The organism is Hyphobacterium lacteum (assembly GCF_036330345.1).
GTDB lineage: Bacteria > Pseudomonadota > Alphaproteobacteria > Caulobacterales > Maricaulaceae > Hyphobacterium > Hyphobacterium lacteum.
In genome coordinates, this window is the sequence record NZ_JAZDRP010000004.1 from 327,939 (window position 1) to 348,371 (window position 20,433).

20 protein-coding genes are annotated in these 20,433 nt (G+C 62.8%); 10 read left to right on the top strand and 10 right to left on the bottom strand.

Translation table 11 applies throughout. The annotated features are described in order from the left end of the window. Window positions 1–34: 34 nt before the first annotated feature. The 5 genes from V0U79_RS08740 to petA all read right to left on the bottom strand — a co-directional run bounded on the left by V0U79_RS08740 (window position 35) and on the right by petA (window position 4,446). Window positions 35–757, bottom strand: a complete 723-nt coding sequence (locus tag V0U79_RS08740) for a trypsin-like serine peptidase (protein WP_330199115.1) — start codon at window positions 755–757, stop codon at window positions 35–37. Between the two features lie 13 nt (window positions 758–770). Continuing rightward, window positions 771–1,640 carry an S-methyl-5'-thioadenosine phosphorylase gene (locus tag V0U79_RS08745; protein WP_330199116.1) on the bottom strand — a complete coding sequence of 290 codons (870 nt, stop codon included), beginning with the start codon at window positions 1,638–1,640 and terminating at the stop codon, window positions 771–773. Between the two features lie 82 nt (window positions 1,641–1,722). Further along, window positions 1,723–2,550 (bottom strand): cytochrome c1, encoded by an 828-nt coding sequence (locus V0U79_RS08750; protein ID WP_330199117.1) that lies wholly within the window; start codon window positions 2,548–2,550, stop codon window positions 1,723–1,725. A gap of 16 nt (window positions 2,551–2,566) precedes the next feature. After that, complete coding sequence (locus tag V0U79_RS08755) at window positions 2,567–3,847, bottom strand: cytochrome b (RefSeq protein WP_330199118.1); 1,281 nt, start codon at window positions 3,845–3,847, stop codon at window positions 2,567–2,569. Further along, window positions 3,844–4,446 (bottom strand): ubiquinol-cytochrome c reductase iron-sulfur subunit, encoded by a 603-nt coding sequence (gene petA / locus V0U79_RS08760; RefSeq protein WP_330199119.1) that lies wholly within the window; start codon window positions 4,444–4,446, stop codon window positions 3,844–3,846. The genes V0U79_RS08755 and petA overlap by 4 nt, the downstream gene beginning before the upstream one ends. 173 nt (window positions 4,447–4,619) lie before the next feature. Here petA and V0U79_RS08765 point away from each other — a divergent pair, with 173 nt between their 5' ends. Continuing rightward, window positions 4,620–5,060 carry a tRNA (cytidine(34)-2'-O)-methyltransferase gene (locus V0U79_RS08765; RefSeq protein ID WP_330199120.1) on the top strand — a complete coding sequence of 147 codons (441 nt, stop codon included), beginning with the start codon at window positions 4,620–4,622 and terminating at the stop codon, window positions 5,058–5,060. Here V0U79_RS08765 and V0U79_RS08770 read toward each other — a convergent pair. Continuing rightward, window positions 5,057–5,917 (bottom strand): hypothetical protein, encoded by an 861-nt coding sequence (locus tag V0U79_RS08770; protein ID WP_330199121.1) that lies wholly within the window; start codon window positions 5,915–5,917, stop codon window positions 5,057–5,059. The genes V0U79_RS08765 and V0U79_RS08770 overlap by 4 nt on opposite strands. Before the next feature lie 136 nt (window positions 5,918–6,053). On the opposite strand from V0U79_RS08770, the gene hemF reads away from it, so the two are divergent. The 3 genes from hemF to V0U79_RS08785 all read left to right on the top strand — a co-directional run bounded on the left by hemF (window position 6,054) and on the right by V0U79_RS08785 (window position 8,602). Further along, a complete protein-coding gene (gene hemF, locus V0U79_RS08775; protein WP_330199122.1) occupies window positions 6,054–6,953 on the top strand; it encodes an oxygen-dependent coproporphyrinogen oxidase in 900 nt (299 codons plus the stop codon). 85 nt (window positions 6,954–7,038) lie between these two features. Then, the gene (locus V0U79_RS08780) at window positions 7,039–7,815 is read left to right on the top strand and encodes a helix-turn-helix domain-containing protein (protein WP_330199123.1); all 777 of its coding nucleotides are present in this window, start codon (window positions 7,039–7,041) and stop codon (window positions 7,813–7,815) included. 73 nt (window positions 7,816–7,888) lie between these two features. After that, window positions 7,889–8,602: a CPBP family intramembrane glutamic endopeptidase gene (locus V0U79_RS08785; RefSeq protein WP_330199124.1), complete on the top strand. Its 714-nt coding sequence runs from the start codon at window positions 7,889–7,891 to the stop codon at window positions 8,600–8,602. Here the strand turns inward: V0U79_RS08785 and V0U79_RS08790 are convergent. Genes V0U79_RS08790 through V0U79_RS08805 form a run of 4 tightly spaced genes read right to left on the bottom strand, consistent with a single transcriptional unit; the run spans window position 8,599 to window position 11,327 of the window. Further along, the gene (locus V0U79_RS08790; protein WP_330199125.1) at window positions 8,599–9,801 is read right to left on the bottom strand and encodes a CCA tRNA nucleotidyltransferase; all 1,203 of its coding nucleotides are present in this window, start codon (window positions 9,799–9,801) and stop codon (window positions 8,599–8,601) included. The genes V0U79_RS08785 and V0U79_RS08790 overlap by 4 nt on opposite strands. Further along, window positions 9,773–10,147, bottom strand: a complete 375-nt coding sequence (locus V0U79_RS08795; RefSeq protein WP_330199126.1) for a DUF6111 family protein — start codon at window positions 10,145–10,147, stop codon at window positions 9,773–9,775. Before V0U79_RS08795 ends, V0U79_RS08790 begins: the two co-directional genes overlap by 29 nt. After that, complete coding sequence (locus V0U79_RS08800) at window positions 10,144–10,764, bottom strand: CoA pyrophosphatase (RefSeq protein WP_330199127.1); 621 nt, start codon at window positions 10,762–10,764, stop codon at window positions 10,144–10,146. Before V0U79_RS08800 ends, V0U79_RS08795 begins: the two co-directional genes overlap by 4 nt. After that, window positions 10,761–11,327 (bottom strand): DUF1285 domain-containing protein, encoded by a 567-nt coding sequence (locus tag V0U79_RS08805; RefSeq protein WP_330199128.1) that lies wholly within the window; start codon window positions 11,325–11,327, stop codon window positions 10,761–10,763. Before V0U79_RS08805 ends, V0U79_RS08800 begins: the two co-directional genes overlap by 4 nt. Window positions 11,328–11,503: 176 nt before the next feature. Between V0U79_RS08805 and V0U79_RS08810 the strand changes: the two genes are divergently transcribed. The 6 genes from V0U79_RS08810 (at window position 11,504) to V0U79_RS08835 (ending at window position 20,386) form a co-directional block, all read left to right on the top strand. Further along, the gene (locus V0U79_RS08810; protein ID WP_373696458.1) at window positions 11,504–12,478 is read left to right on the top strand and encodes an AAA family ATPase; all 975 of its coding nucleotides are present in this window, start codon (window positions 11,504–11,506) and stop codon (window positions 12,476–12,478) included. Window positions 12,479–12,493: 15 nt separating this feature from the next. After that, window positions 12,494–13,390 carry a DUF58 domain-containing protein gene (locus tag V0U79_RS08815; RefSeq protein WP_330199130.1) on the top strand — a complete coding sequence of 299 codons (897 nt, stop codon included), beginning with the start codon at window positions 12,494–12,496 and terminating at the stop codon, window positions 13,388–13,390. Between the two features lies 1 nt (window position 13,391). After that, entirely contained in the window at window positions 13,392–16,124 is a 2,733-nt protein-coding gene (locus V0U79_RS08820; protein WP_330199131.1) for a DUF4159 domain-containing protein, read from the top strand. Next, window positions 16,121–18,187, top strand: a complete 2,067-nt coding sequence (locus V0U79_RS08825) for a hypothetical protein (RefSeq protein ID WP_330199132.1) — start codon at window positions 16,121–16,123, stop codon at window positions 18,185–18,187. The genes V0U79_RS08820 and V0U79_RS08825 overlap by 4 nt, the downstream gene beginning before the upstream one ends. Window positions 18,188–18,229: 42 nt before the next feature. After that, window positions 18,230–19,585: a mechanosensitive ion channel family protein gene (locus V0U79_RS08830; protein ID WP_330199133.1), complete on the top strand. Its 1,356-nt coding sequence runs from the start codon at window positions 18,230–18,232 to the stop codon at window positions 19,583–19,585. A gap of 102 nt (window positions 19,586–19,687) precedes the next feature. Beyond that, window positions 19,688–20,386, top strand: a complete 699-nt coding sequence (locus V0U79_RS08835; protein WP_330199134.1) for a pirin family protein — start codon at window positions 19,688–19,690, stop codon at window positions 20,384–20,386. The last annotated feature ends 47 nt before the right edge of the window (window positions 20,387–20,433 follow it).

Here is a 20,433-nt window from a genome sequence, read left to right on the forward strand (position 1 = left end):
CAAGTCCACGGCGCAGGGCTGCTGGACGTGGCGCCTAATCCACTTGCGCGATGGCGCGCTGCAGCGTGCCTTCGACGGTTGCCGCAATCAGGCCCTCGTCGAACACGACCGCGATGGAGGCTCCGTCAAATCCGGTGACCCGGCCGACATTGACACCGACCACCGACAGGCGCCCGTCCTCGAGCGTCAGAATGGGTGCGCCGGACAGGCCATGACGCGAGCCGCAATCATGGATCCGGACCCGCTGACCGCCATCCACGATGCGGTCGCTCTGCTGGAGCGTGCAGTCAGTGACCAGATGATCGCGGCCGATCAGGGCAACAGAGCGCGGCGTGATCTGGTCGGCGGCCGACCAGGCGATGGGCAGACGCCATTCCGGATGGGCGAAATCATCCTCGGTCAGGATGATCGCCCAGTCATCGAACGACGAATTCATACCCTGCGGCCGGATCACAGAAATGATGTCGTGCTGAGTGCCGAAGGCATCGACAACCCAGCACTGGCGCGGCTGTGAGGAATTGTAATAGCGCACGCCATGACCGGTGGTGATGATGACTTCCGCGCGGCGTGTGTCGCTGCCGCCCGCCAGGATGACGCCCCGGCTGCGCGAACCGCGATTGGTGGTGCCGACGCGGCAAATCACATCCACGACGGAGGAGGAAGCGCCTTCGGCGACGTCCCGCGGCACCGGCAGATTGTCGGTCGCCATGGCGCTGGCAGCGCTGAAGAACAGCCCTATCAAAGCAATGCGGAACACGCACTCACCCCCGTTACAGGACGCGCCCCGCAATGGCTCTCAGCTTTTCCACCAGCACCGGGTCGCGAGCGTGCGGTGCGGTTATGATGGCCGTATCCAGCGCGGTCTCGATCCCCTGTGGCGAGGGCGTCCGGTCCATATCGGACACCATTTCCGCGAGCCGGGCAATGCTTGTCCGGGCAATTCTGGAATTTTGTGCCATCACGGCCAGCACGGCGGGAACATCGACGGCCGCCTCTTTTTCATTCCAGCTGTCATAATCCGTGACCATGGCGATAGAGGCGTAGGGCAACTCGGCTTCGCGGGCGAGACGGGCTTCGGGCATGTTGGTCATGCCGATCACATCGCAACCCCAGGACCGGTAGAGGGCGCTTTCCGCCCTGGACGAAAACTGCGGACCTTCCATGGCCAGATAGGTGCCGCCGCGCGTAACCGGCGCTCCGGCTGCCTCTGCGGCGTCGGCGGCCAGGCCAGCGAGTCGCGAACAAACAGGTTCGGCGACCGACACATGGGCGGCGCAACCGGCTTCGAAGAAGGAGTTCACCCGCGATGTCGTGCGGTCGATATACTGGTCAACGGCAACAAAGCGGCCGGGATGCAACTCTTCCTTCAAAGACCCGCAGGCCGAGATCGACACGATATCGGTGCAGCCGGCCATTTTCAGCGCCGCAATGTTGGCGCGGAAATTGATGTGATTGGGCGGGAGACGGTGACCGGGTCCATGTCGCGGCAGGAAGACCAGTTCAGTGCCCGCCAGCGTGCCGAGGGTCAGCTCGCCTGAAGGCGCGCCCCAGGGCGTTTCCACCGCCTGTTTGCGGATGTTTTCCAGACCGGGCAGGTCATAGAGGCCGGAGCCGCCGATTATGCCGAGTTTCCAGATCATGATGTTGTTCTAGCCCTTATGGGGAAAAGAAAAAGGCCGCGGACATGCCGCGGCCTTGATCCATTTCATGGCGGCAAACCGCCTAGTGCTTCACGTTCGACCAGACCTGACGATAGGCCAGCCAGAGCAGGCCTGCGAAGATCAGAAGGAAGATGATCACGGCCAGGCCCATGCGCTTGCGGTTTTCCATGTGCGGCTCGGCCGCCCAGGCCAGGAACGCCGTCACATCGTGAGCGTATTGCTCGACCGTTTCCGGCGATCCGTCCGGATAGGAAACGATACCATCTGACAGCGGGGCTGCCATGGCGAGCACGCCGCCCGGGAAGTATTCATTGTAATGCTGTCCCGGCAGCAATTCGACGTCGTAGGGAATTTCGTCGCTATAGCCCAGCAGCAGCGAGCGGAGATATTCCGCACCGCCCGCACGGGCCTTGACGATGACCGACAGGTCCGGCGGGATTGCGCCGCCATTAGAGGCTGCCGCCTGCTGCGGATTGGCAAACGGGTTCGGGAAGCGGTCGGCTGGAACACCGGCGCGTTCGAACATGTCACCGGCATCATCCGGACCGTCCATGATCATGTATTCGCCGGCGATCGCCATCACGACCGGATTGTCGTTCGGGTTGGCCCAGCTAAGGTATTCGCCTTCATGTTCCGGATCCGGAATCAGCTCGAACGGACCGCCGGGCTGACCCAGATTGCGGAAGCTCAACTGGTCAAGGCCGTGACAGCTCGCGCAGACCTGCTGGTAAACCAGGAAGCCACGCTGCAGTTCGGCATCGTCGAACTGACCAAACGGGCCTTCCCACGACCAGTCATGCGGTTCCGGCGCATGGGCTTCGCCTTCGGCGGCCAGCGCTGGAGCGGAGACGGCGGCCAGAGCGGCCAGAGCGGTGATAAAGCGTTTCATCTTCTCTCTCCCGTCTCTACTGGGCCGCGGCGGGCTGGTCACCCAGCACGGAGGCTTCGATGCTGGCCGGGCGCTCTTTCGGTTTCTCGATGAAACCGAGCACTGGCAGGATCACCAGGAAGTAGGCGAAATAATAGGCCGTCAGAATCTGGCTCAGCGTAACGAATTGCAGCGGCGTTCCCAGCACCTGGTTGTCCGGCAGTTCGGCACCGCACCAGCCAAGGCCGAAGCAGGCGATCACGAAGATCAGGAAGAACCATTTCGCCACCGGCCGATAGCGCATCGACTTCACTTTCGAACCGTCCAGCCAGGGCAGGACGAACAGCACGCCGATGGCACCGAACATGGCCAGCACACCGCCGAGCTTGGCCGAGATCGGGCCAATATCGAAGGTGACGGCCCGCAGGATCGCGTAGAAGGGCAGGAAATACCATTCCGGAACGATATGCGCCGGGGTGGCCAGCGGGTTGGCCTCGATGAAGTTGTCAGCGTGACCGAGCGCGTTCGGCAGATAGAAGACGAAGGCCGCAAAGATCATCAGGAAGGCAACAATCGCGAACCCGTCCTTGACCGTGTAATAGGGGTGGAAGGGAAGCGTATCGCCCTTGCCCTTCACCTCGACACCGGTCGGGTTGTTGTTGCCCGGCACGTGCAGAGCCCAGATGTGCAGGATTACCAGGCCTGCAATCAGGAACGGGATCAGATAGTGCAACGAGAAGAAGCGGTTCAGCGTGGCATTGCCCACGGAGAAACCGCCCCACAGCCATTCGCGGATACCTTCACCGACAACCGGCAGAGCCCCCACGAGATTGGTAATCACCATGGCGCCCCAATAGGACATCTGGCCCCAGGGCAGCACATAGCCCATGAAGGCGGCGGCCATCATCAGCAGGTAGATCACCACGCCGATGATCCACAACATCTCGCGCGGCGCCTTGTAGGAGCCGTAATAGAGACCGCGGAACATATGCAGATAGACCGCGACGAAGAAGAAGGACGCGCCATTGGCGTGCATGGCCTGGATCAGCCAGCCATAGTTCACATCGCGGCGGATGCGTTCGACCGAGTCGAAGGCGTAATCAATGTGCGGCACATAGTGCATGGCCAGCACGACGCCGGTCAGGATCTGGATCACCAGGAAGACGGCCAGAATGCCGCCGAACGTGTACCAGTAGTTCAAATTCCGCGGGGTCGGGAAATCAACGAAGCTGTCCCAGCCCAAGCGGACGATCGGCAGACGGGCGTCCAGCCACTTTTCAATGCCGGTTTTCGGCTCATAGGTCGATTGATGGCTCATGCCACGCTCCATCCGGCAGCGGCGACTTCATCAGCGGTCGCACCCAGTTTCACAACAGCACCATCATTCTCGAAGGCGTAGGCCGGCACAGGAAGGTTTTCCGGGGCCGGGCCGCGGCGGATCCGCGCCGAGCTGTCATAGTGCGAACCGTGGCAGGGGCAGAACCAGCCATCATAATCGCCGGCGCCATTACCCAGCGGCACACAGCCGAGGTGCGTACAATTGCCCTTCACAATGAGATATTCCGGGTTCAACACGCGATTGGCGTCAGCCGCCGAAGCGTCTTCCGGCAGGTTTTCATTGCGCGCCAGATCATCAATGAGCCGGGCGGTATCACCTTCGCGCGCTTCCGCGATCTCGGTTTCCGTCCGGCGCCGGATGAAGACCGGGCCACCGCGGAACATCACGGTGATTTCCTGACCGACAGCGATCGGCGAGATATCCACCCGGATCGAGCCCAGCGCCAGCGTGTCCGCGGCCGGATTCATCTGGTCGATGAAGGGCCACAATGTCATGGCACCACCGATAACGGCAGCGCCCCCTGCAGCAATGTAAATGAAGTCCCGGCGTGTCGGTTCTTCAGTCGTATGGTCTGTCACGGCCGACCTCTTGTTGTTTGCCTGGCAATCCGGCTGCGGCCGCAGCCGGTATCCCCCGCTTGACGGATCCAGCCCCATGGGGGCATCACCGCCTCACTTAACCCGGAAGGCACTGGAGGGCGAAGCGGCAGACCGCCGCACTTCCCCCAAACCCTCGTTCAGCGCGGCTTAAAATGCGGCTCGTATTTTTTCAACCAGATATTCCGCAAAATCTCGGCGCCTCGATCCGCCTCGCTGCATGTTTTGGTGCAGGCATTGATGTGATCGAGCCCTGCGCATTCCCGCTGAATGACAAGGCCATGCGCCGGGCAGCCTTGGATTATGCGCCCCTTGCCGATTTCCGGCGGCATGATTCGTATGCGCGCTGGCAAGCTGACCGCGGTCCCGGACGCATGGTGCTTTTCACCACGCAAGGGGCAACAAATTTGTGGAATTTCAGCTTCGAGCCGGATGATCAGCTGGTTTTCGGCCGGGAATCGGCGGGTGTGCCCGAAACCGTGCATGGCGACGCCGAAGCGCGGGTCTTCATTCCCATCCGCCGTGAAGCCCGTTCGCTGAACGTGTCGATGAGCGCCGGCATCGCGCTCGCCGAAGCCATGCGCCAGCTGTCCTAGCCACCCGAGCCGTAGATCAGCCGGATGATGGCGGCCCTGTCAGGGTGATTGTTATACGCCTCGAAAATGCTGAGCATCAGATCGCAGGCAGCCAGATACTCGCTGTCATCCTGCGGCCGCGCGCCCATGGCAAAGCGGATGTCGTCTTCGTTATCATCGGTATAGATACCCGCTTCCGCTTCCATGACAGCGGCCTGTGCCGTGGCGAAATCGATCGGAATGCGCGTATCACCGGCATTGCGGACGATCATTGTCATCGCCCGTATCACCCCCCGGAATCCCTCCGCCTCGCCGACACGGGCCATCAGCACGGGGTCGATATTCTGCGGTGCGATCTGATTGTAGAAGAAGGTGTAGCAGAGCTGCGGACGGGTCCGGTTCTGCTCTCCAACATTTACCATGGCATCAAACAGGCGCTGCAAATCCTCATCGCTGGCATAGGCGCCCAGCTCGGTCATCACGCTGATGCCGATTTCTTCGCCGATGATCGCCGCTTCCTGGTAGAGGCCAGCTTCGCCATTGTTCAGGAAAGCTTGTTCCGCTCTCAGCAGGATGATAGCCGCCCGGTCCGGATAACGGTCCATATAAGCCGCCAGCAGGGGCTCCTCGCGCAGGCTGCTATTCACTTCCTCTGCCAGGTTCGCCGTCGCGAACTGGCGAAGGAATGGTCCGGTCGACAGCTGCAGATAGGGGCTAAACCAGAACAGGCCGGCAATCATGCCGGCAATCACGATCGAGGACCTGAGGAAGGTGATGAAGCGTCCGCCGAGCACATGCAGTAAAAGCGCCGGCAGAAACGCCAGCATGCCACCCAGCCCGGCCGCCAGAACAAGCGCCAGAATTTGTGAGAAATCCATCTATCCCTCCCATTCCCCGCTACGACTTTAGATAATCCTGCCTGCGGCGCAACGCCGCGCGGCGGCGCGCCTCATTTAACCGCAAAACAAGTGGGGTTTTATTCGTTTTCATATTCGGCCACGAAAGGACAAGACAATGCTGGACGGTTCGGAGACCCCCGCCATGACGCTGGTAGATGAGAAAGCCAAGGCCCGCGGCTGGTTTGAAGCCCTGCGCGACGAGATTTGCGCGGAATTCGAACGGCTGGAGGACGAAGCGCCTGCTGAGCTGTACCCGGGAGAACCCGGCCGCTTCGTGCGTGAAGCCTGGACCCGGGGCGATGGATCAGAAGACCAGGGCGGCGGTGTCGCCTCAATGATGACGGGGCGTTTGTTCGAAAAAGTCGGCGTGCACTGTTCTACGGTCTACGGCACGTTTTCAGAGCAATTCGCCAAGCAGATTCCCGGCGCCGCCGAGGATCCACGCTTCTGGGCGTCGGGCATTTCCCTGATTGCCCACATGCGCAACCCGCACGTGCCGGCGACCCATATGAACACCCGCTTCATCGCCACGACGGTCGGCTGGTTTGGCGGCGGGCTCGATCTCAATCCGACGCAGGACTATCAGCGCGACAAGTCCGCCGAGGACGCACAGACCTTCCATGCTGCCTGCAAATCTGCCTGCGACAAGCATGGCGAGGATTTCTACGAACGGTTCGACAAATGGTGTGATGAGTATTTCTGGCTGCCGCACCGTAATGAACCGCGCGGTGTCGGTGGTATTTTCTATGACCGCCACGACACCGGTAATTGGGAGGCGGATTTCGCCTTCACCCAGGATGTCGGCCGGGCCTTCCTGGAGGTCTATCCGAAAATCGTGCGCTCGCGCATGCACCAGCCCTGGACCGAGGCCGACCGCGAGGAACAGCTGATCCGACGCGGGCGGTATGCCGAGTTCAACCTGCTTTATGACCGCGGCACCAAGTTCGGCCTGGAGACCGGAGGAAATGTGAAATCCATCCTTTCTTCCATGCCGCCCGAGGCCAAATGGCCCTAGGCGCACAGCCGGTTTGCATCCAAATCGCCGCCAGATTCATCAATCATCTGACAGTCCGGTAACGCACAGCAGGTGGTTGGAGACATTGGCGGAACACACAGCAAGCCCTGAGGTAGAACGCATCGAAATGATTGTGCGGGAGCAGAGCTATGCCCCGCACCGCCACGATACCTATGTTTTCGCGCTGACCCTGTCGGGTGCCCAATGCTTCAACTATCGCGGCGAAGGGCGGGTATCCCTGCCCGGCCAGCTTGTGGTGCTGCACCCGGACGAGAAACACGATGGACGGGCGGGCACAGATGACGGTTTCCGCTATCGCGGTATTTCCATCGATCCGGCGCGGCTCCGCCCGGCTCTCGGGCGACAGCCCCTGCCCTTCATCAAGGATGGCATTACGCGCGATCGGCGGCTGGTTTCGATTATCGCATCGCTGGTTGATGATCTGGATACGCCTCTGGATACGGACGCCTTTGATGATGCGATGACGGCTTTAGCCGATGCATTGTGTGCCGCTGCGGGCTCGCCGCGCCAGCCCGCCATTGCGGACGTTGAGGCGGCCAGGCGTGCCCGCGCAATGATCCTCGAGGCTTGCTCGCAACCCGTCAGCATGGCCGAGCTGGAAGCGGGCACCGGACAGAATCGCTGGCAATTGTCCCGCGATTTTACGGCACTGTATGGCACGAGCCCCTACCGGTTCGGACAGTTGCGCCGGCTTGATCGGGCTCGCAAGCGCCTGCGCAATGGTAGCGGACTGGCCGATGCGGCCTATGCTGAAGGCTTTGCTGACCAGAGCCACTTATCGCGGCAATTCAAGAACGCTTACGGGGTAACGCCCCGCCAGTGGCAGAAGATGGCCGCCTGACGCCGCACGATCGTTCAATACCGATGGCGGGTTCCGGGGTTTTCTGGGCTTCCAATCCAACCCGGAGAAAGCCATGACTGATATCTCCTCCCCCCGGTCCCGCTTTGCCATCCTGGTCGAGCTGGGCATTGTTCTGACCGTGCTGATCGGCAGCAAGCTGCTGTTCGACCAAATCGCCTGGCGGTTCGCCGGACCGCTCTCACTTCTGTGCACGCTGATCACCATCTACTTTTTTGCACGCGGCAATCAGGAAACCGTTTCCGATTTCGGTCTGATCCGCCTGCGCAAATGGTGGTCATTTCCCCTGATCCTTCCTCAATCGGCCCTCGCAACCGTGGCGATCATCGCCAGCGGCGCCGGCATGGCCTATCTCGGCGGCGCGCTAGGCTTCTGGCCGGTCGAAGAGGTCCCGTCAGGGGTGGAGGACCGCTGGGGCAATATCGTTGGCAATTTTCCGGTTTATCTGGGCTGGCTGGCCATCGTCTGGACGTCGGCCGCCTTTGGCGAGGAAATTTTCTTCCGCAGCTATCTGATCCGCAGGGTGGAAGCCCTGTTACCGGGCGTGAAGTGGGCAGCGGCCCTGGCTGTTATTATCGCCGCGACCGGTTTCGGCATTGCCCATATGTATTATCAGGGTGTCCGAGGCCTGGTTGTCACCGGCGTTATCGGGCTTGCACTCGGCACGCTCTATCTGGTCTACAAACGCAATCTGTGGCCGCTGGTCCTGGCGCACGGTGCCGTCGATACACTGGCCTTCACCGCCATGTATCTGGACCTCGACATCTAGCGGTCCGCCAATAACGCCTCTTTCGACAGCCGGAAGCGGCTGTCGATCCAGGCCTCTTCCATGCGCCGCAGCGCTTTTCCCATTTCCGGCCCCGGTGTCAGACCGGCAGCCTTCAGGTCATCGCCGCCGACCGGAAAATCCGGCGCTGCGAAAGACAGGACATGGGCAATCGCGCCGCCCCAGCCTTCCGGCGGATCGGCCATCTTCGAGAACAGCAGGTAAAGCTGATCGGCCATGGCGTCATTGCCGTGGCGGTAGACCAGTTTTTCAAGCTCGGCGCGCACCGGCCAGACCTCTGCAATGGTCGCCGCGAGCTCTGCCTTTCCGGCCAGGCGCAAGCGCGAAGCTTCCTCGTTGGACATCTTCATCGGGCGGATCAGCCGCTCCGCCGGATCGAAAGCAGCCGCAAATCTGAGCAGCGGATCATCACCGCCGAGCGCAATGAGGCGCTCCAGCCGGTCCGTGTCCGGTGCCTGCCCGTAAAGTGCCTGTGCCACACCAGCCTGGATCATCCAGCCGAGACTGGCCACCGGGTCCGGCGCCGAGAACAGTTTACGCGTCTCCATCCAGACACGTTCTGCCGAGAGCTGAGACAGTCCATCCGTCATCTCGGCACAGGCGGTCAGCCCGTGGGCATCGGGTTCGCCCTGGCCATAGAATGCATAGAATCGGAAGAAGCGCAGGATGCGCAGATAATCCTCGGCAATGCGGTCCTGGGGCCGGCCGATAAACACTACCCTCCGGCCGGGAATGTCGGCCAGACCGCCGACCAGATCATGGATCGTGCCGTCCGGATCGGCATAAAGCGCATTGATCCGGAAATCGCGGCGCGCGGCATCCTCGGCCCAGTTCGTGGTGAAGGCGACGGTCGCCCGGCGCCCATCGGTCGAGACATCCCGGCGCAGCGTGGTGATCTCGAAAGGCTGATGGTCGGCGACTGCGGTCAGTGTGCCGTGGGCAATGCCGGTGGGGTGAACGGCTATACCGGCTGCCTCAAGCGCAGCCTGGCTGGCTTCCGGCTCGAGGACCGTTGCGATGTCGATATCAGCGACCGGCACGCCGAGCAGTGCATTGCGCACGCAACCGCCGACAAAGCGCGAGCCATCGGGAGCGGCGGCCTCGAGCGCCGCCATCACCCGCAGCGTCGCGGGGTGTGTCATCCAGTCATGATCAGCGGGGTCGAGACGGACCGTCATCATCATCCTCTTCGGACGCGCCCGTATAATCCGAGCGTTCCCCGAAATTGCGGTCGTCCGCAGCCACTTCCTCGCCCGGATTGTCGTGGAATTGCGCGCGCTCGATACCGCCCTCACCCAGCCGTGGGGGAACATAGGTGGTGTGCTCCGAATCACCTGTATCAGAGGCGAACACCAGGAAAACAAATCCCGCCGCAGCCAGGAAACCGCCAATCGCCGACAGGGCGATGACAGGTGCCGGCTTGTGCTCGGCGATCTCGGCTGTCGCCTGCATCGACAAGCGCCACAGGGCAAAGGCAATGAACGGCGTCAGGAAAAGCAGCATTTCCAGAAAAGCCAGGCGGATCATGTCTCGTCTCCAAACAGGCGCTCATACAGGGCTTTCAGCATGCCCGCAGTTGCACCCCAGATATAGCGCTCACCATAGGGCATGGCCCAGAAACGCCGGACCTGGCCGCGGAATTCGCGCTCATGACGTTCATGATTTGCCGAATCCATCAGGAATTCAAAGGGGGTTTCGAAGACCTCGGATACCTCTTGATGATCCGGCGTGACCGTGTAACCGGGCTTCACTACGCCCACAAAGGGCGTCACCTGAAAGCCGGTGACCGTCTCATACGGATCGAAACAGCCCAGCACGTCGATGAATTCGCGGCCGATACCGATTTCCTCTTCGGTCTCGCGCAAGGCGGTTTCCGTCAGGCTCTCGCCGCTTTCCCGGCGGCCACCCGGGAAGCTTATCTGGCCGGCATGCTTGGTCAGATGCGGTGCCCGCAGCGTGAACAGGAAACGCGGCGGGCCATCATGCAGGATCAGCGGCGCCAGCACCGCGGCCTGGTTCAGGACGCGCCCGGTGGGTGACGGCAGGCCATTCAGATCACCATCGCCCCGTTCGGCGACATCCAGCGGACGTTCCGGGTGATCGAGCCTTTCCTCCATCAGGACAAGAATGTCTTCGGGGCTCATTCCGCCTCGCCCAGCTTGAAATCCACACCCTTCGAGCGGACGAACAGCGTCTTGCGGCCGCGTTCCTCGCGAATGTCCGCGTTTTCCACCAGCTCGTAGAAGGCCGGGCGGTTGATCAGTGCTTCCAGCCGGCCGCGGATCAGGATGAAGGGTTCAGGTTCGCCGGTCTCCGGATCGGTCTCGACGCGAATCGGATGATCGGGACCGGCAGCCACAACATCCCCGACATTGGTGGTGAAGACGAGGACCGGCTCGCCATTTTCTGCGGCCCGATCGACCCGGACGGCCACAAAGGGCGCGGTTTCGACCGTAACGGCCTGTTTTTCCACCGGCGTCACGAGATAATGAACGCCATCGTCATCTTTTCGCAAGATACGCGCAAACAGCTTTACGAGACGGTCGCGGGTGATGCGACGTCCTTCATGCCACCAGCTGCCATCACGGCGAATAACCAGGTCCATGGTCCCGCAATGTTCGGGGTTCCATTTTTCGACCGGGGGCAGGCCGTCGCCTGCGGATTCCGCTGCCTTCAGAAGCGACTGCATCATATCATCTGCGGGCATGGACACTCCGTTTCTGCACCGTCATTCTCCACGCCCTGACGTGACCGGGCAATGGCGCGCGCTACATGTGTTCGGGATTTAGGGAGATTACCTTGGCGAGAAAACCGGCAAGTTCCACCAGCAAGACGAAAACCACAGCCAGGAAACCGGCCGCGAAGAAAGAATCGCTGGCGACCATGGATGTAGTGAAGGCTGCTGATATTGCGACCGAAAAGCTGGCGGCGACCCGCGCCTCCATCGGCAAGGTGATCTACGGCCTCGAAGACCAGATCGAGCTCTGCCTCGCGGCCATCCTGTCGGGCGGCCATGCGCTGCTGGTCGGTGCACCTGGTCTTGCCAAGACGCGGCTGGTCGAAACCATCGCCATTGCTACCGGGCTCGACACCAAGCGGATCCAGTTCACGCCGGACCTGATGCCCGCCGATATTCTTGGTTCGGAAGTGCTGGAAGAGGACAAGAGCGGCAAGCGTTCCTTCCGCTTCATTCCGGGTCCGGTTTTCTGCCGCCTGCTGATGGCCGACGAAATCAACCGCGCAAGCCCGCGCACCCAGGCCGCCCTGCTGCAGGCCATGCAGGAGCGCTATGTCACGGTGGCTGGTGAACGCCATGACCTGCCTGCGCCCTTCCATGTACTGGCGACCCAGAACCCGATCGAGCAGGAAGGCACCTATCCGCTGCCGGAAGCCCAGCTCGACCGTTTCCTGTTGCGCGTCGACATTCCCTATCCGGACCGCGGCGATGAAAAGGAAATCCTGCTGGCCACGACCGGGTCCAGCGAAGGCGAAGCGGATGCCGTTCTGTCGCCGGAGGAGATCCTCGATCTGCAGGCGCTGGTGCGCCGCATGCCGGTTGGCGAGAAAGTCGTCGATGCCATCCTCAACCTGGTGCATTCGGCGCGTCCGGATGTCAGCGTCGACAGCGACGTCCAGCATGGCGTGTCCTGGGGTCCGGGACCGCGGGCCGGTCAGGCCCTGATGCTGGCTTGCCGGGCGCGCGCGCTTCTGCAGGGCCGTCTGGCGCCGTCGACGGAAGACGTCGCAGCTCTGGCGGAACCCGTTCTGAAGCACCGCATGGCACTGTCCTTTGCCGCCCGTGCCGACGGGCTGACACTGGAATCGCTGATTTCGCGCCTCGCCACCAAAGCCGCATAAGGAAGCACAGCGCCCATGCGCTCGCCTTTTGCCCGTGATGATACCAAGCGCGCCGCCGAGCTGCGTCAGGCCGGCGAAGCCGCCTCTGCGCCGTTTGGCGAGCTGGTCGCCGAGGCCGAGCGCATCGCGGCGAGTGTGATGATGGGCGTGCACGGACAGCGCCGGCGCGGGCTGGGCGAGACCTTCTGGGAATACCGTCACCATCGCTCAGAAGATGGCGCAGCCGCGGTCGACTGGCGGATGTCGGCCAAGTCTGCTGATCTCTATGTCCGTGAAAACGAGCAGGAATCCGCGAACACGGTGTGGCTGTGGCGGGACGGATCGGCGACGATGGATTTCTCGTCCTCGCGGAATCTGCCCCTGAAGAAGGATCGTGCCGCGGTCTGCATGATCGCCATGGCGGCGCTGCTCTCTCGCGGTGGCGAACGTATCGCTGTTCTGGGTGAAAGCGCCCGGGCGCGTAGCGGCGAGCTGGGCCTGGAACGTACTTCGCTGCGCCTCGCGAGTGGACCGGGCAGCCTGGCCTCCGTCGAAGCCGCACCGATTTCCCGCTATGGCCGCGTTGTTCTGGCCAGTGACTTCCTCGATCCGATCGAGACCTGGCGCTCGCGTCTCTCGCGCTATGCCGCGATGCAGGCGGGCGGGGCTCTTTTGCGGATCATTGATCCGATGGAAGAGGATTTCCCGTTCAAGGGCCGCACCAAGTTTGAATCCGTAGATGATCGCGAGCACTTGCTGTTCGGCCGGGCCGAGGAAGCCCGCAAGGCCTACCGGCACCGCTGGCAGGAGCATGGCGACCGGCTGGCCGAGCTGGCCCGCGCCTATGGCTGGACGCTGGTGACGCATCGCACGGACCGGCCGGCAACACAGGCCGTGCTGGCATTGTATCGCGCCCTGGCGCGGGAGGTCTGAGATGTTTGCGCTCGGTCCCCTCGCCTTTGCCGCACCGCTGGCCCTGTTCGGACTTCTGACCCTGCCCATCCTGTGGCGGCTGTTGCGCGCCACACCGCCGCCGCCGCGCCGTGCGATCTTTCCGCCGCTACGTCTTCTGAAAAACGCGCCGGATGATGCCGAGACCCCGCACCATGCGCCCTGGTGGCTGATCCTCTTCCGCCTGCTGCTTGCGGCGATCGTTATCATCGCGCTGGCCCGCCCCGTCTGGCAGCCGGAACCGGAAGTGACGAATAACCGCCCGCTTCTGCTGGTGATGGATAATGGCTGGGCCTCTGCCGCTGCCTGGCGCGACATGGTGCGAGAAGCCAATTACCGGCTGGATCAGGCCGAAGAGGCGGGCCGGACCGCCGCCATCGTCTTTACGGCCGAGGATACGCCCGACGCCGAACTGGTGCTGGGCGATCCTGATACCGCCCGCCGCCAGCTGGAAGGTGAGGACGTACAGGCCTGGCCACCGAACCGTTCGGTGGCGGCTGCCCGCATCCGCCAGGCCGTGGAAAGCGGCGCGCTGGATGCGTCCATGCAGACGATCTGGCTGACCGACGGGCTGGAAACGCAAGGTGCCAGTGATCTGGCCGCCGTGCTCGATCCGCTCGGACCGGTCACCGCCATATTGCCCGGACCGGGCCGTTCGCCGCTGGCGCTCGGCACGCCGGTGGCGACACCCAATGGCTTTGCCGTAGATGTTCAGCGCGTCACCGCCGAACTGGACCGCACGGTCTCTCTGGTCGCCACAGCTCAGGATGGGCGCGCTGTCGCCCGCACCGAAATCACGTTGGCCCCCAGCGTGACCAGCGCCCGCGCCGAAATCGAATTGCCGCTGGATTTGCGCAATCGTGTCTCTGCCATACGTATCGAGGGACAGACTTCTGCCGGTGGAACACAGTTGACCGATGATGCCTGGCAGCGTCCGCGTGTCGGCGTCATCGACGCGCCGAGCGAGGATGGCCAACCGCTGCTCTCGGATCTGCACTACATCATGCGGGCCATCGAACCCTTCACCGAAGCCCGCCGCGATGATCTGGACGCCCTGCTCGAAGGCAATGTCTCGGCGCTGGTGATGATCGACGCCGCGCGCACCGACGATCCGCGCGTTCTGGAATTCGTCAATCGCGGCGGCCTGCTGATCCGTTTTGCCGGCCCGCGCCTCGCGGCGCGTCCCGACGACATGCTGCCCGTGCAATTGCGCGAAGGCGGACGCCTGTTTGGCAGCGCCCTGTCCTGGGAAGACCCTCAGAACATTGCCCCGTTCGGAGCCGATTCTCCCTTTGCCGGCCTGGCCGTTCCGGCCGAAGCTACCATTTCCCGGCAGGTATTGGCCGAACCGGGCACGGCTTCAGCGGACCGTGTGTGGGCGAGGCTCGAAGATGGCACACCGCTGGTCACAGCCATGCGCCAGGGCGATGGCTGGGTGGTCCTGTTCCATGTGACGGCCGGACCGGAATGGTCAGAGCTGCCGCTAACCGGCCTGTTCCCGCGCATGCTGCGTCGGGTGACCTCCCTGGCTCAGGGCGGGTCGGCAACCCCGTCGCAATCAGGCGCCTATGTCCTTGACCGGGCGCTGGATGGTGAGGGCCGTCTCGGCAATCCGCCGGTTTCGGCGCGCCCCGTACCATCACAGAACTGGGAGAATGCCACCGCCAGCGCGCTGACCCCTCCGGGCATCTACCGGATCGGGACCGCCAGCGCGGCACTGAATGTGCTGCGCGCCGGTGATACGCTGGAGGCGTTGCCGCGAAACCTGCCGGGCGTGACTTTCGCCAATCTGGAAGCCCCCGCCGAGCGCCGCTTTGCCGGTGCCCTGTTGGCCCTGGCGCTCTTCCTTTTTGCCATTGATGCAATCATCGCCCTGGCGCTGGCCGGGCGATTGCCGCGCCTGCGCCTGCCGCGGGGTGGTGGCGCGGTGGCGGCGGTCCTGCTGGTGGCCGGTCTGATGACCCACGCACCGCAAGCGCAGGCACAGGATGCGGACTATCTGGACAGTTTCGAGATGGAAGCCGCGCTGGATCTGCGCTTTGGCTATGTACGGACCGGCAATCGCGAGATTGATGAACGCAGCCGCGCAGGGCTTTCCGGCCTGTCCCAGCAGATCTGGCGCCGATCGGCGATGGAGCCGGAAGAGCCGATGGCGGTCAATGTCGAGGAAAACGAGCTGGTTTTCTTTCCGATCATCTACTGGCCGATCACGAATGATGCGCCGCCCCTGACCGATGAGGCTGCGGCGCGCGTGAACCGGTATATCCAGTCCGGCGGGCTGATCGTTTTCGATACGCAGGATGCCGACACGGCTGTTTCCCGCGCAGGCGCGCCGCATCCCGGCCTGATGCGGGTCCTGGAAGCCATTGATGTGCCGCCGCTGGCACAGGTCGATCCTGACCATGTGCTGACCAAATCCTTCTACCTGCTGCAGGAATTCCCGGGCCGCGTCACCGGTGGGGCTGTGTGGGTGGAGGCTGACCCTGATGGCGCCTCTCGTGATGGCACGTCCGGTGTGGTGATCGGCTCCAATGACTGGGCTTCGGCCTGGGCGGTGGATGATGCCGGACAGCCGCTCTACCCCGTCGAAGGCGGGGAGCGGGAACGCGAAATGGCCCGGCGCTTCGGCGTCAATCTGGCGATGTATGCGCTGACCGGAAACTACAAGGCCGACCAGGTTCACATCCCGGCCCTGCTGGAAAGGCTGGGACAATGAGCGCGGCGGCAACCACACTCGATTTTGCGCCGCTGATCCCGGTCTGGGCGATCAGCACGCTGGCCGTGCTGGCGCTGGCCACAACGGCCGTGGGCGCGATCCGTCGTCTGAATGGCTGGCTGTGGCGCAGCCTCTCCATACTCCTGATCAGCGCGGTGCTGATGAATCCGTCACTGGTGGAGGAGGAGCGCGAAGCCCTGCCGGATATCGCGCTGGCAATCGTCGACCGCTCGGAATCCATGGACATTCCGGGCCGGGCGGAAGCAGCCGAAGCCGCACTGGAAGCGTTGCGGCGCGAGGCCGGGAATGATCCGGAACTGGAACTGGTCGAGGCCGAGATCGGCAATGATGCCGAAGGCACTCTGGCGATCGAAGCCATGCAGGCTGCATTGGCCGGCATTCCGCGCGACCGTCTGGCCGGTGTGGTGATGGCAACCGATGGCCGCGTTCATGACATGCCGGAAGACGTCGAAGGCCTGGAGATCGGCGCGCCGGTCCATCATTTGCTGACCGGCAATCCCGAGCAGGGTGACCGCCGCCTGGTGATTGTGGAAGCCCCGCGCTACGGGCTGGTCGACGAGCCGGCAGAGTTTGTTATCCGCGTCGAGGACGACGCCATGCAGGGCACGGCAACGCTGACCTTCCGTGTCGATGGCGGCGAGCCGCAAACGGCGCGCATCACGCTGGGGCTGGATACCACCGTCACCGCGCAGATCGGTCATCGCGGCGCCAATGTGATCGAGATCGAGGTTGAACCGGGGCCCGAGGAATTGTCGCTGATCAATAATCGCGCGGCGGTGTCGGTCACCGGTGTCCGGGACCGGCTGCGCGTGTTGCTGGTCACCGGCGAGCCGCACAATGGCGCCCGCACGTGGCGCGACCTTCTGAAGTCGGACCCGTCGGTTGATCTGGTGCATTTCACCATTCTGCGTCCGCTGGACCGGGCGGATGCGACACCCGTGGATGAATTGTCCCTGATCCCTTTCCCGACCCGCGAATTGTTCGAGGAGCGGCTGGAAGAGTTCGACCTCGTGATCTTCGACCGCTATCGCCGCCGTGGGATCATGCCACCGCTCTATTTCGACTATATCGCCCGCTATGTGGACAATGGCGGCGCGTTGCTGATCACGGCCGGTCCGCCCTTTGGCCAGGCTGTTTCAATCTATCGCTCGCCACTGGCGGCCGTCATCCCGGCGCGCCCGACCGGAGTTATCGCCACGGGCGCCTATCGCCCCGAAGTGACCGATGCCGGCCAGCGCCACCCGGTCACCGCCAATCTGGCTCCGGCAGAAGACGAAGAGCCGTGGGGCGAATGGTTCCGCCGGATCGATGCCACCGTGCTGGGCGGCGAAACCCTGCTGCAGGCCCCGGATGGCGGGCCGCTTCTGGTGCTGGCACGCGCCGGGCAGGGCCGCGCTGCCGTGGTTCTGTCGGATCAGAGCTGGCTGTGGGCGCGCGGCTATCAGGGCGGCGGTCCGCATGCCGAGATGTTCCGCCGTGTGGCACACTGGCTGATGGGCGAACCGGAACTGGACGAGGAAAGACTGTCGGCTTCGGCGTTCAACGGGCAATTGCTGGCCGAGCGGACGACGCTGGCCGACACGCCGCCGCCGCTGGAACTGGAATGGCCGTCCGGGCGAACCGAAACGCTGGACATGGCGGCCACTGGTGAGCCCGGGCGTTTCTCGGCGATGACCGATGTCACCGAGCAAAGCGGACTGGTGCGGCTGCGCTCGGGCGATCTGACATCGGTGGCTGCGCTGGGCCCGCTCAATCCGCAGGAATACGCCAATCTGCGTCCGTCAACAGAGGTATTGCGTCCGCTGGTCAGGGAAAATGGCGGTGGTGCCTATGTGCTGGGTGCCTCCGCACAGCCGGACCTTCCGGGCATCCGCCGGACCCGGCTCGGGGCCGATGCGTCCGGCCGTAACTGGTACGGTTTGCAGCGTAATGAGCGCTATATCGTTCGTGGCGCGGAACGGACTCCGCTTCTGCCCGGAATACTGATCCTGCTATTGATCGTGGCGGCTCTGGGCTTTGGCTGGCGGCGCGAGGGCCAGTAAACACTCGACGCCCCTACCCCGTCTGGCCTATCCTCCTGATTCATGGTCAGCAATTCACCCCCCGGCGAAGTCATAACGCCCGATCTCGAGGAACTCGCAGATCCAGCGATCTGGCGTGGTCGCCTGGTGGAACTCTGGGAATGGCTTCAGTCGGCCCTCGTGAGCGTGGATTTCGGCGTGCAAATTGCCGCGCTTCTGGCGGCTGCGGGGCTCGCCTTCGCGCTCCGCAAGCCACTTGCCAAGATTATCGACCAGGTCTTCAGCTTCGGCTTCCTGAAACGCATCCGCGGCGATGCCGTCCGCTTTCTGACACCGGTCCTCGGCCCGGCCATGGCCTGGATTTTCCTGTCCGCTGTGCTGTTCACATTGCAGCAGCTGGAAATGGATTTTTTCTGGGTGCGGCTAGGGACAAACCTGGTGGGGGCCTGGGCGATTATCCGCTCGATCAGCGGCTTCATCTCGGAGCCCTTCTGGTCGCGGACGATCGCGATTTCCGGCTGGGCCATTGCCGCGATGAATATTCTTGGCTGGCTGGAGCCAACGACCAACTTCCTCAGCTCGCTGGGGATGAGCGTGGGCGGCGGCCGGGTATCGGTCATGTCCACCATCCAGGCCCTCGTGCTGCTGGTCGTGCTCTACTGGCTGGCTTCGAGGGCGGCCGCCATTCTGTCGTCCCGGATCAACAAGCTGCCCAGCCTGAATCCGTCGGCGCGGCTGCTGATCGGCAAGTCCGTTCAGGTTACCCTGCTCGCTTCAGCGGTGTTACTGGCGCTCTCCAGCCTCGGTATTCCGCTCGGCGCGCTGGCGATCTTCTCCGGTGCTGTCGGCCTGGGTATCGGCTTCGGACTTCAGAAGATTTTCTCCAACCTCGTATCGGGCGTGATCCTCCTGCTCGACCGCTCGATCAAGCCGGGCGATGTCATCACGCTGGAAGACACCTATGGCCGCGTGAACTCGCTCGGGATGCGCTTTGCCTCAGTGATTACGCGCGACGGGATGGAACACCTCATTCCGAACGAGGAGTTTATCACCACCAAGGTGATCAACTGGTCGTTCTCGGACCATGCGGTGAGGATCAAGCGGCCGATTGGCGTGGACTATTCCACTGATGTGCCCCGGGCGATCGAGCTGGCTATCGAGGCCTGCAGCACGGTTCCCAGAGTGCTGGGCTCACCGGCACCAAAATGCCTCCTGCGCGGGTTTGGAGACAATTCCATTGATCTGGAAATCCGCTTCTGGATCGCCGACCCGGGCCAGGGCGTGAACAATGTTGCCAGTGACGTCCTGCTGGCGGTGTGGAAGAGCTTCGCTGACAATGGCGTCGCCTTCCCATTCCCTCAGCGCGACATCCATTTCAAGGGCGGCCATCCCATCGATGTGCGGGTAACAAAGGACTGATTGTTTCCGTTTTAGAAATAAAATGCCTCCGATGCCTGCATTTCTCGCAGGTCCGCACCCCCCTATCTCCGATGCCAACGCAATACAGCGATGGAGACATTCATGATCGATATCCGTTCCTTTGACAGTCTGGGTAAATTCCGGATCGACTGGCTGAACGCCAAGCATCATTTCAGCTTCGGCGAATATCATGACCCTTCCCGCATGGGATGGGGCGCCCTGCGGGTCTGGAATGATGACGAAATCCAGCCGCAGACCGGTTTTCCCCCGCATCCCCATGCCGACATGGAAATTATCACCTATGTCCGCAATGGCGCGATCACGCACGAGGACAGCCTCGGCAACAAGGGCCGCACCGTTGCCGGCGATGTCCAGGTGATGTCGGCCGGATCCGGTATCCGTCACGCCGAATACAACAAGGAAGACGAGCTGACCCGGATCTTCCAGATCTGGATCCTTCCCGATCAGCGAGGCGGCCAACCGCGCTGGGATGCGATGGAATTTCCCAAAGGCGAGAATGCCGGAAAACTGGTGGTGCTGGCCTCGGGCGACCCTGATCGCGATGGCGGACTGATGATCCGGGCTGATGCGAAAGTGCTGGGGGCGACGTTGAAAGCCGGGCAAAGCGTCAGCTACACGCCGGAAGCGGGCCGCCATCAATACCTGGCGACGACCGCCGGTGTGGTCGAGGTCAATGGTGCAACCATGAATGCCCGCGATGGCGCCGCTATCAGGGACGTTGAAACCCTGACCATCACTGCGCTGGAGGATGCCGAGCTGGTGCTGACTGACACCCGGTAATGCATCTTCACCCTTTATGAAGCCGCGCCGGGAGATCATGATGACGT

Excerpts from the sequence above, each read along its gene's own strand:
- V0U79_RS08790 (WP_330199125.1), bottom strand. The coding sequence starts at position 9,801 with ATGATGACGGTCCGTCTCGACCCCGCTGATCATGACTGGATGACACAC.
- V0U79_RS08810 (WP_373696458.1), top strand. The coding sequence starts at position 11,504 with ATGGATGTAGTGAAGGCTGCTGATATTGCGACCGAAAAGCTGGCGGCG.
- V0U79_RS08750 (WP_330199117.1), bottom strand. The coding sequence starts at position 2,550 with ATGAAACGCTTTATCACCGCTCTGGCCGCTCTGGCCGCCGTCTCCGCT.
- V0U79_RS08800 (WP_330199127.1), bottom strand. The coding sequence starts at position 10,764 with ATGAGCCCCGAAGACATTCTTGTCCTGATGGAGGAAAGGCTCGATCAC.
- V0U79_RS08795 (WP_330199126.1), bottom strand. The coding sequence starts at position 10,147 with ATGATCCGCCTGGCTTTTCTGGAAATGCTGCTTTTCCTGACGCCGTTC.
- hemF (WP_330199122.1), top strand. The coding sequence starts at position 6,054 with ATGCTGGACGGTTCGGAGACCCCCGCCATGACGCTGGTAGATGAGAAA.
- V0U79_RS08835 (WP_330199134.1), top strand. The coding sequence starts at position 19,688 with ATGATCGATATCCGTTCCTTTGACAGTCTGGGTAAATTCCGGATCGAC.
- V0U79_RS08755 (WP_330199118.1), bottom strand. The coding sequence starts at position 3,847 with ATGAGCCATCAATCGACCTATGAGCCGAAAACCGGCATTGAAAAGTGG.
- V0U79_RS08805 (WP_330199128.1), bottom strand. The coding sequence starts at position 11,327 with ATGCCCGCAGATGATATGATGCAGTCGCTTCTGAAGGCAGCGGAATCC.
- V0U79_RS08830 (WP_330199133.1), top strand. The coding sequence starts at position 18,230 with ATGGTCAGCAATTCACCCCCCGGCGAAGTCATAACGCCCGATCTCGAG.
- V0U79_RS08770 (WP_330199121.1), bottom strand. The coding sequence starts at position 5,917 with ATGGATTTCTCACAAATTCTGGCGCTTGTTCTGGCGGCCGGGCTGGGT.
- V0U79_RS08815 (WP_330199130.1), top strand. The coding sequence starts at position 12,494 with ATGCGCTCGCCTTTTGCCCGTGATGATACCAAGCGCGCCGCCGAGCTG.
- V0U79_RS08765 (WP_330199120.1), top strand. The coding sequence starts at position 4,620 with ATGCGGCTCGTATTTTTTCAACCAGATATTCCGCAAAATCTCGGCGCC.
- V0U79_RS08745 (WP_330199116.1), bottom strand. The coding sequence starts at position 1,640 with ATGATCTGGAAACTCGGCATAATCGGCGGCTCCGGCCTCTATGACCTG.
- V0U79_RS08820 (WP_330199131.1), top strand. The coding sequence starts at position 13,392 with ATGTTTGCGCTCGGTCCCCTCGCCTTTGCCGCACCGCTGGCCCTGTTC.
- V0U79_RS08825 (WP_330199132.1), top strand. The coding sequence starts at position 16,121 with ATGAGCGCGGCGGCAACCACACTCGATTTTGCGCCGCTGATCCCGGTC.
- V0U79_RS08785 (WP_330199124.1), top strand. The coding sequence starts at position 7,889 with ATGACTGATATCTCCTCCCCCCGGTCCCGCTTTGCCATCCTGGTCGAG.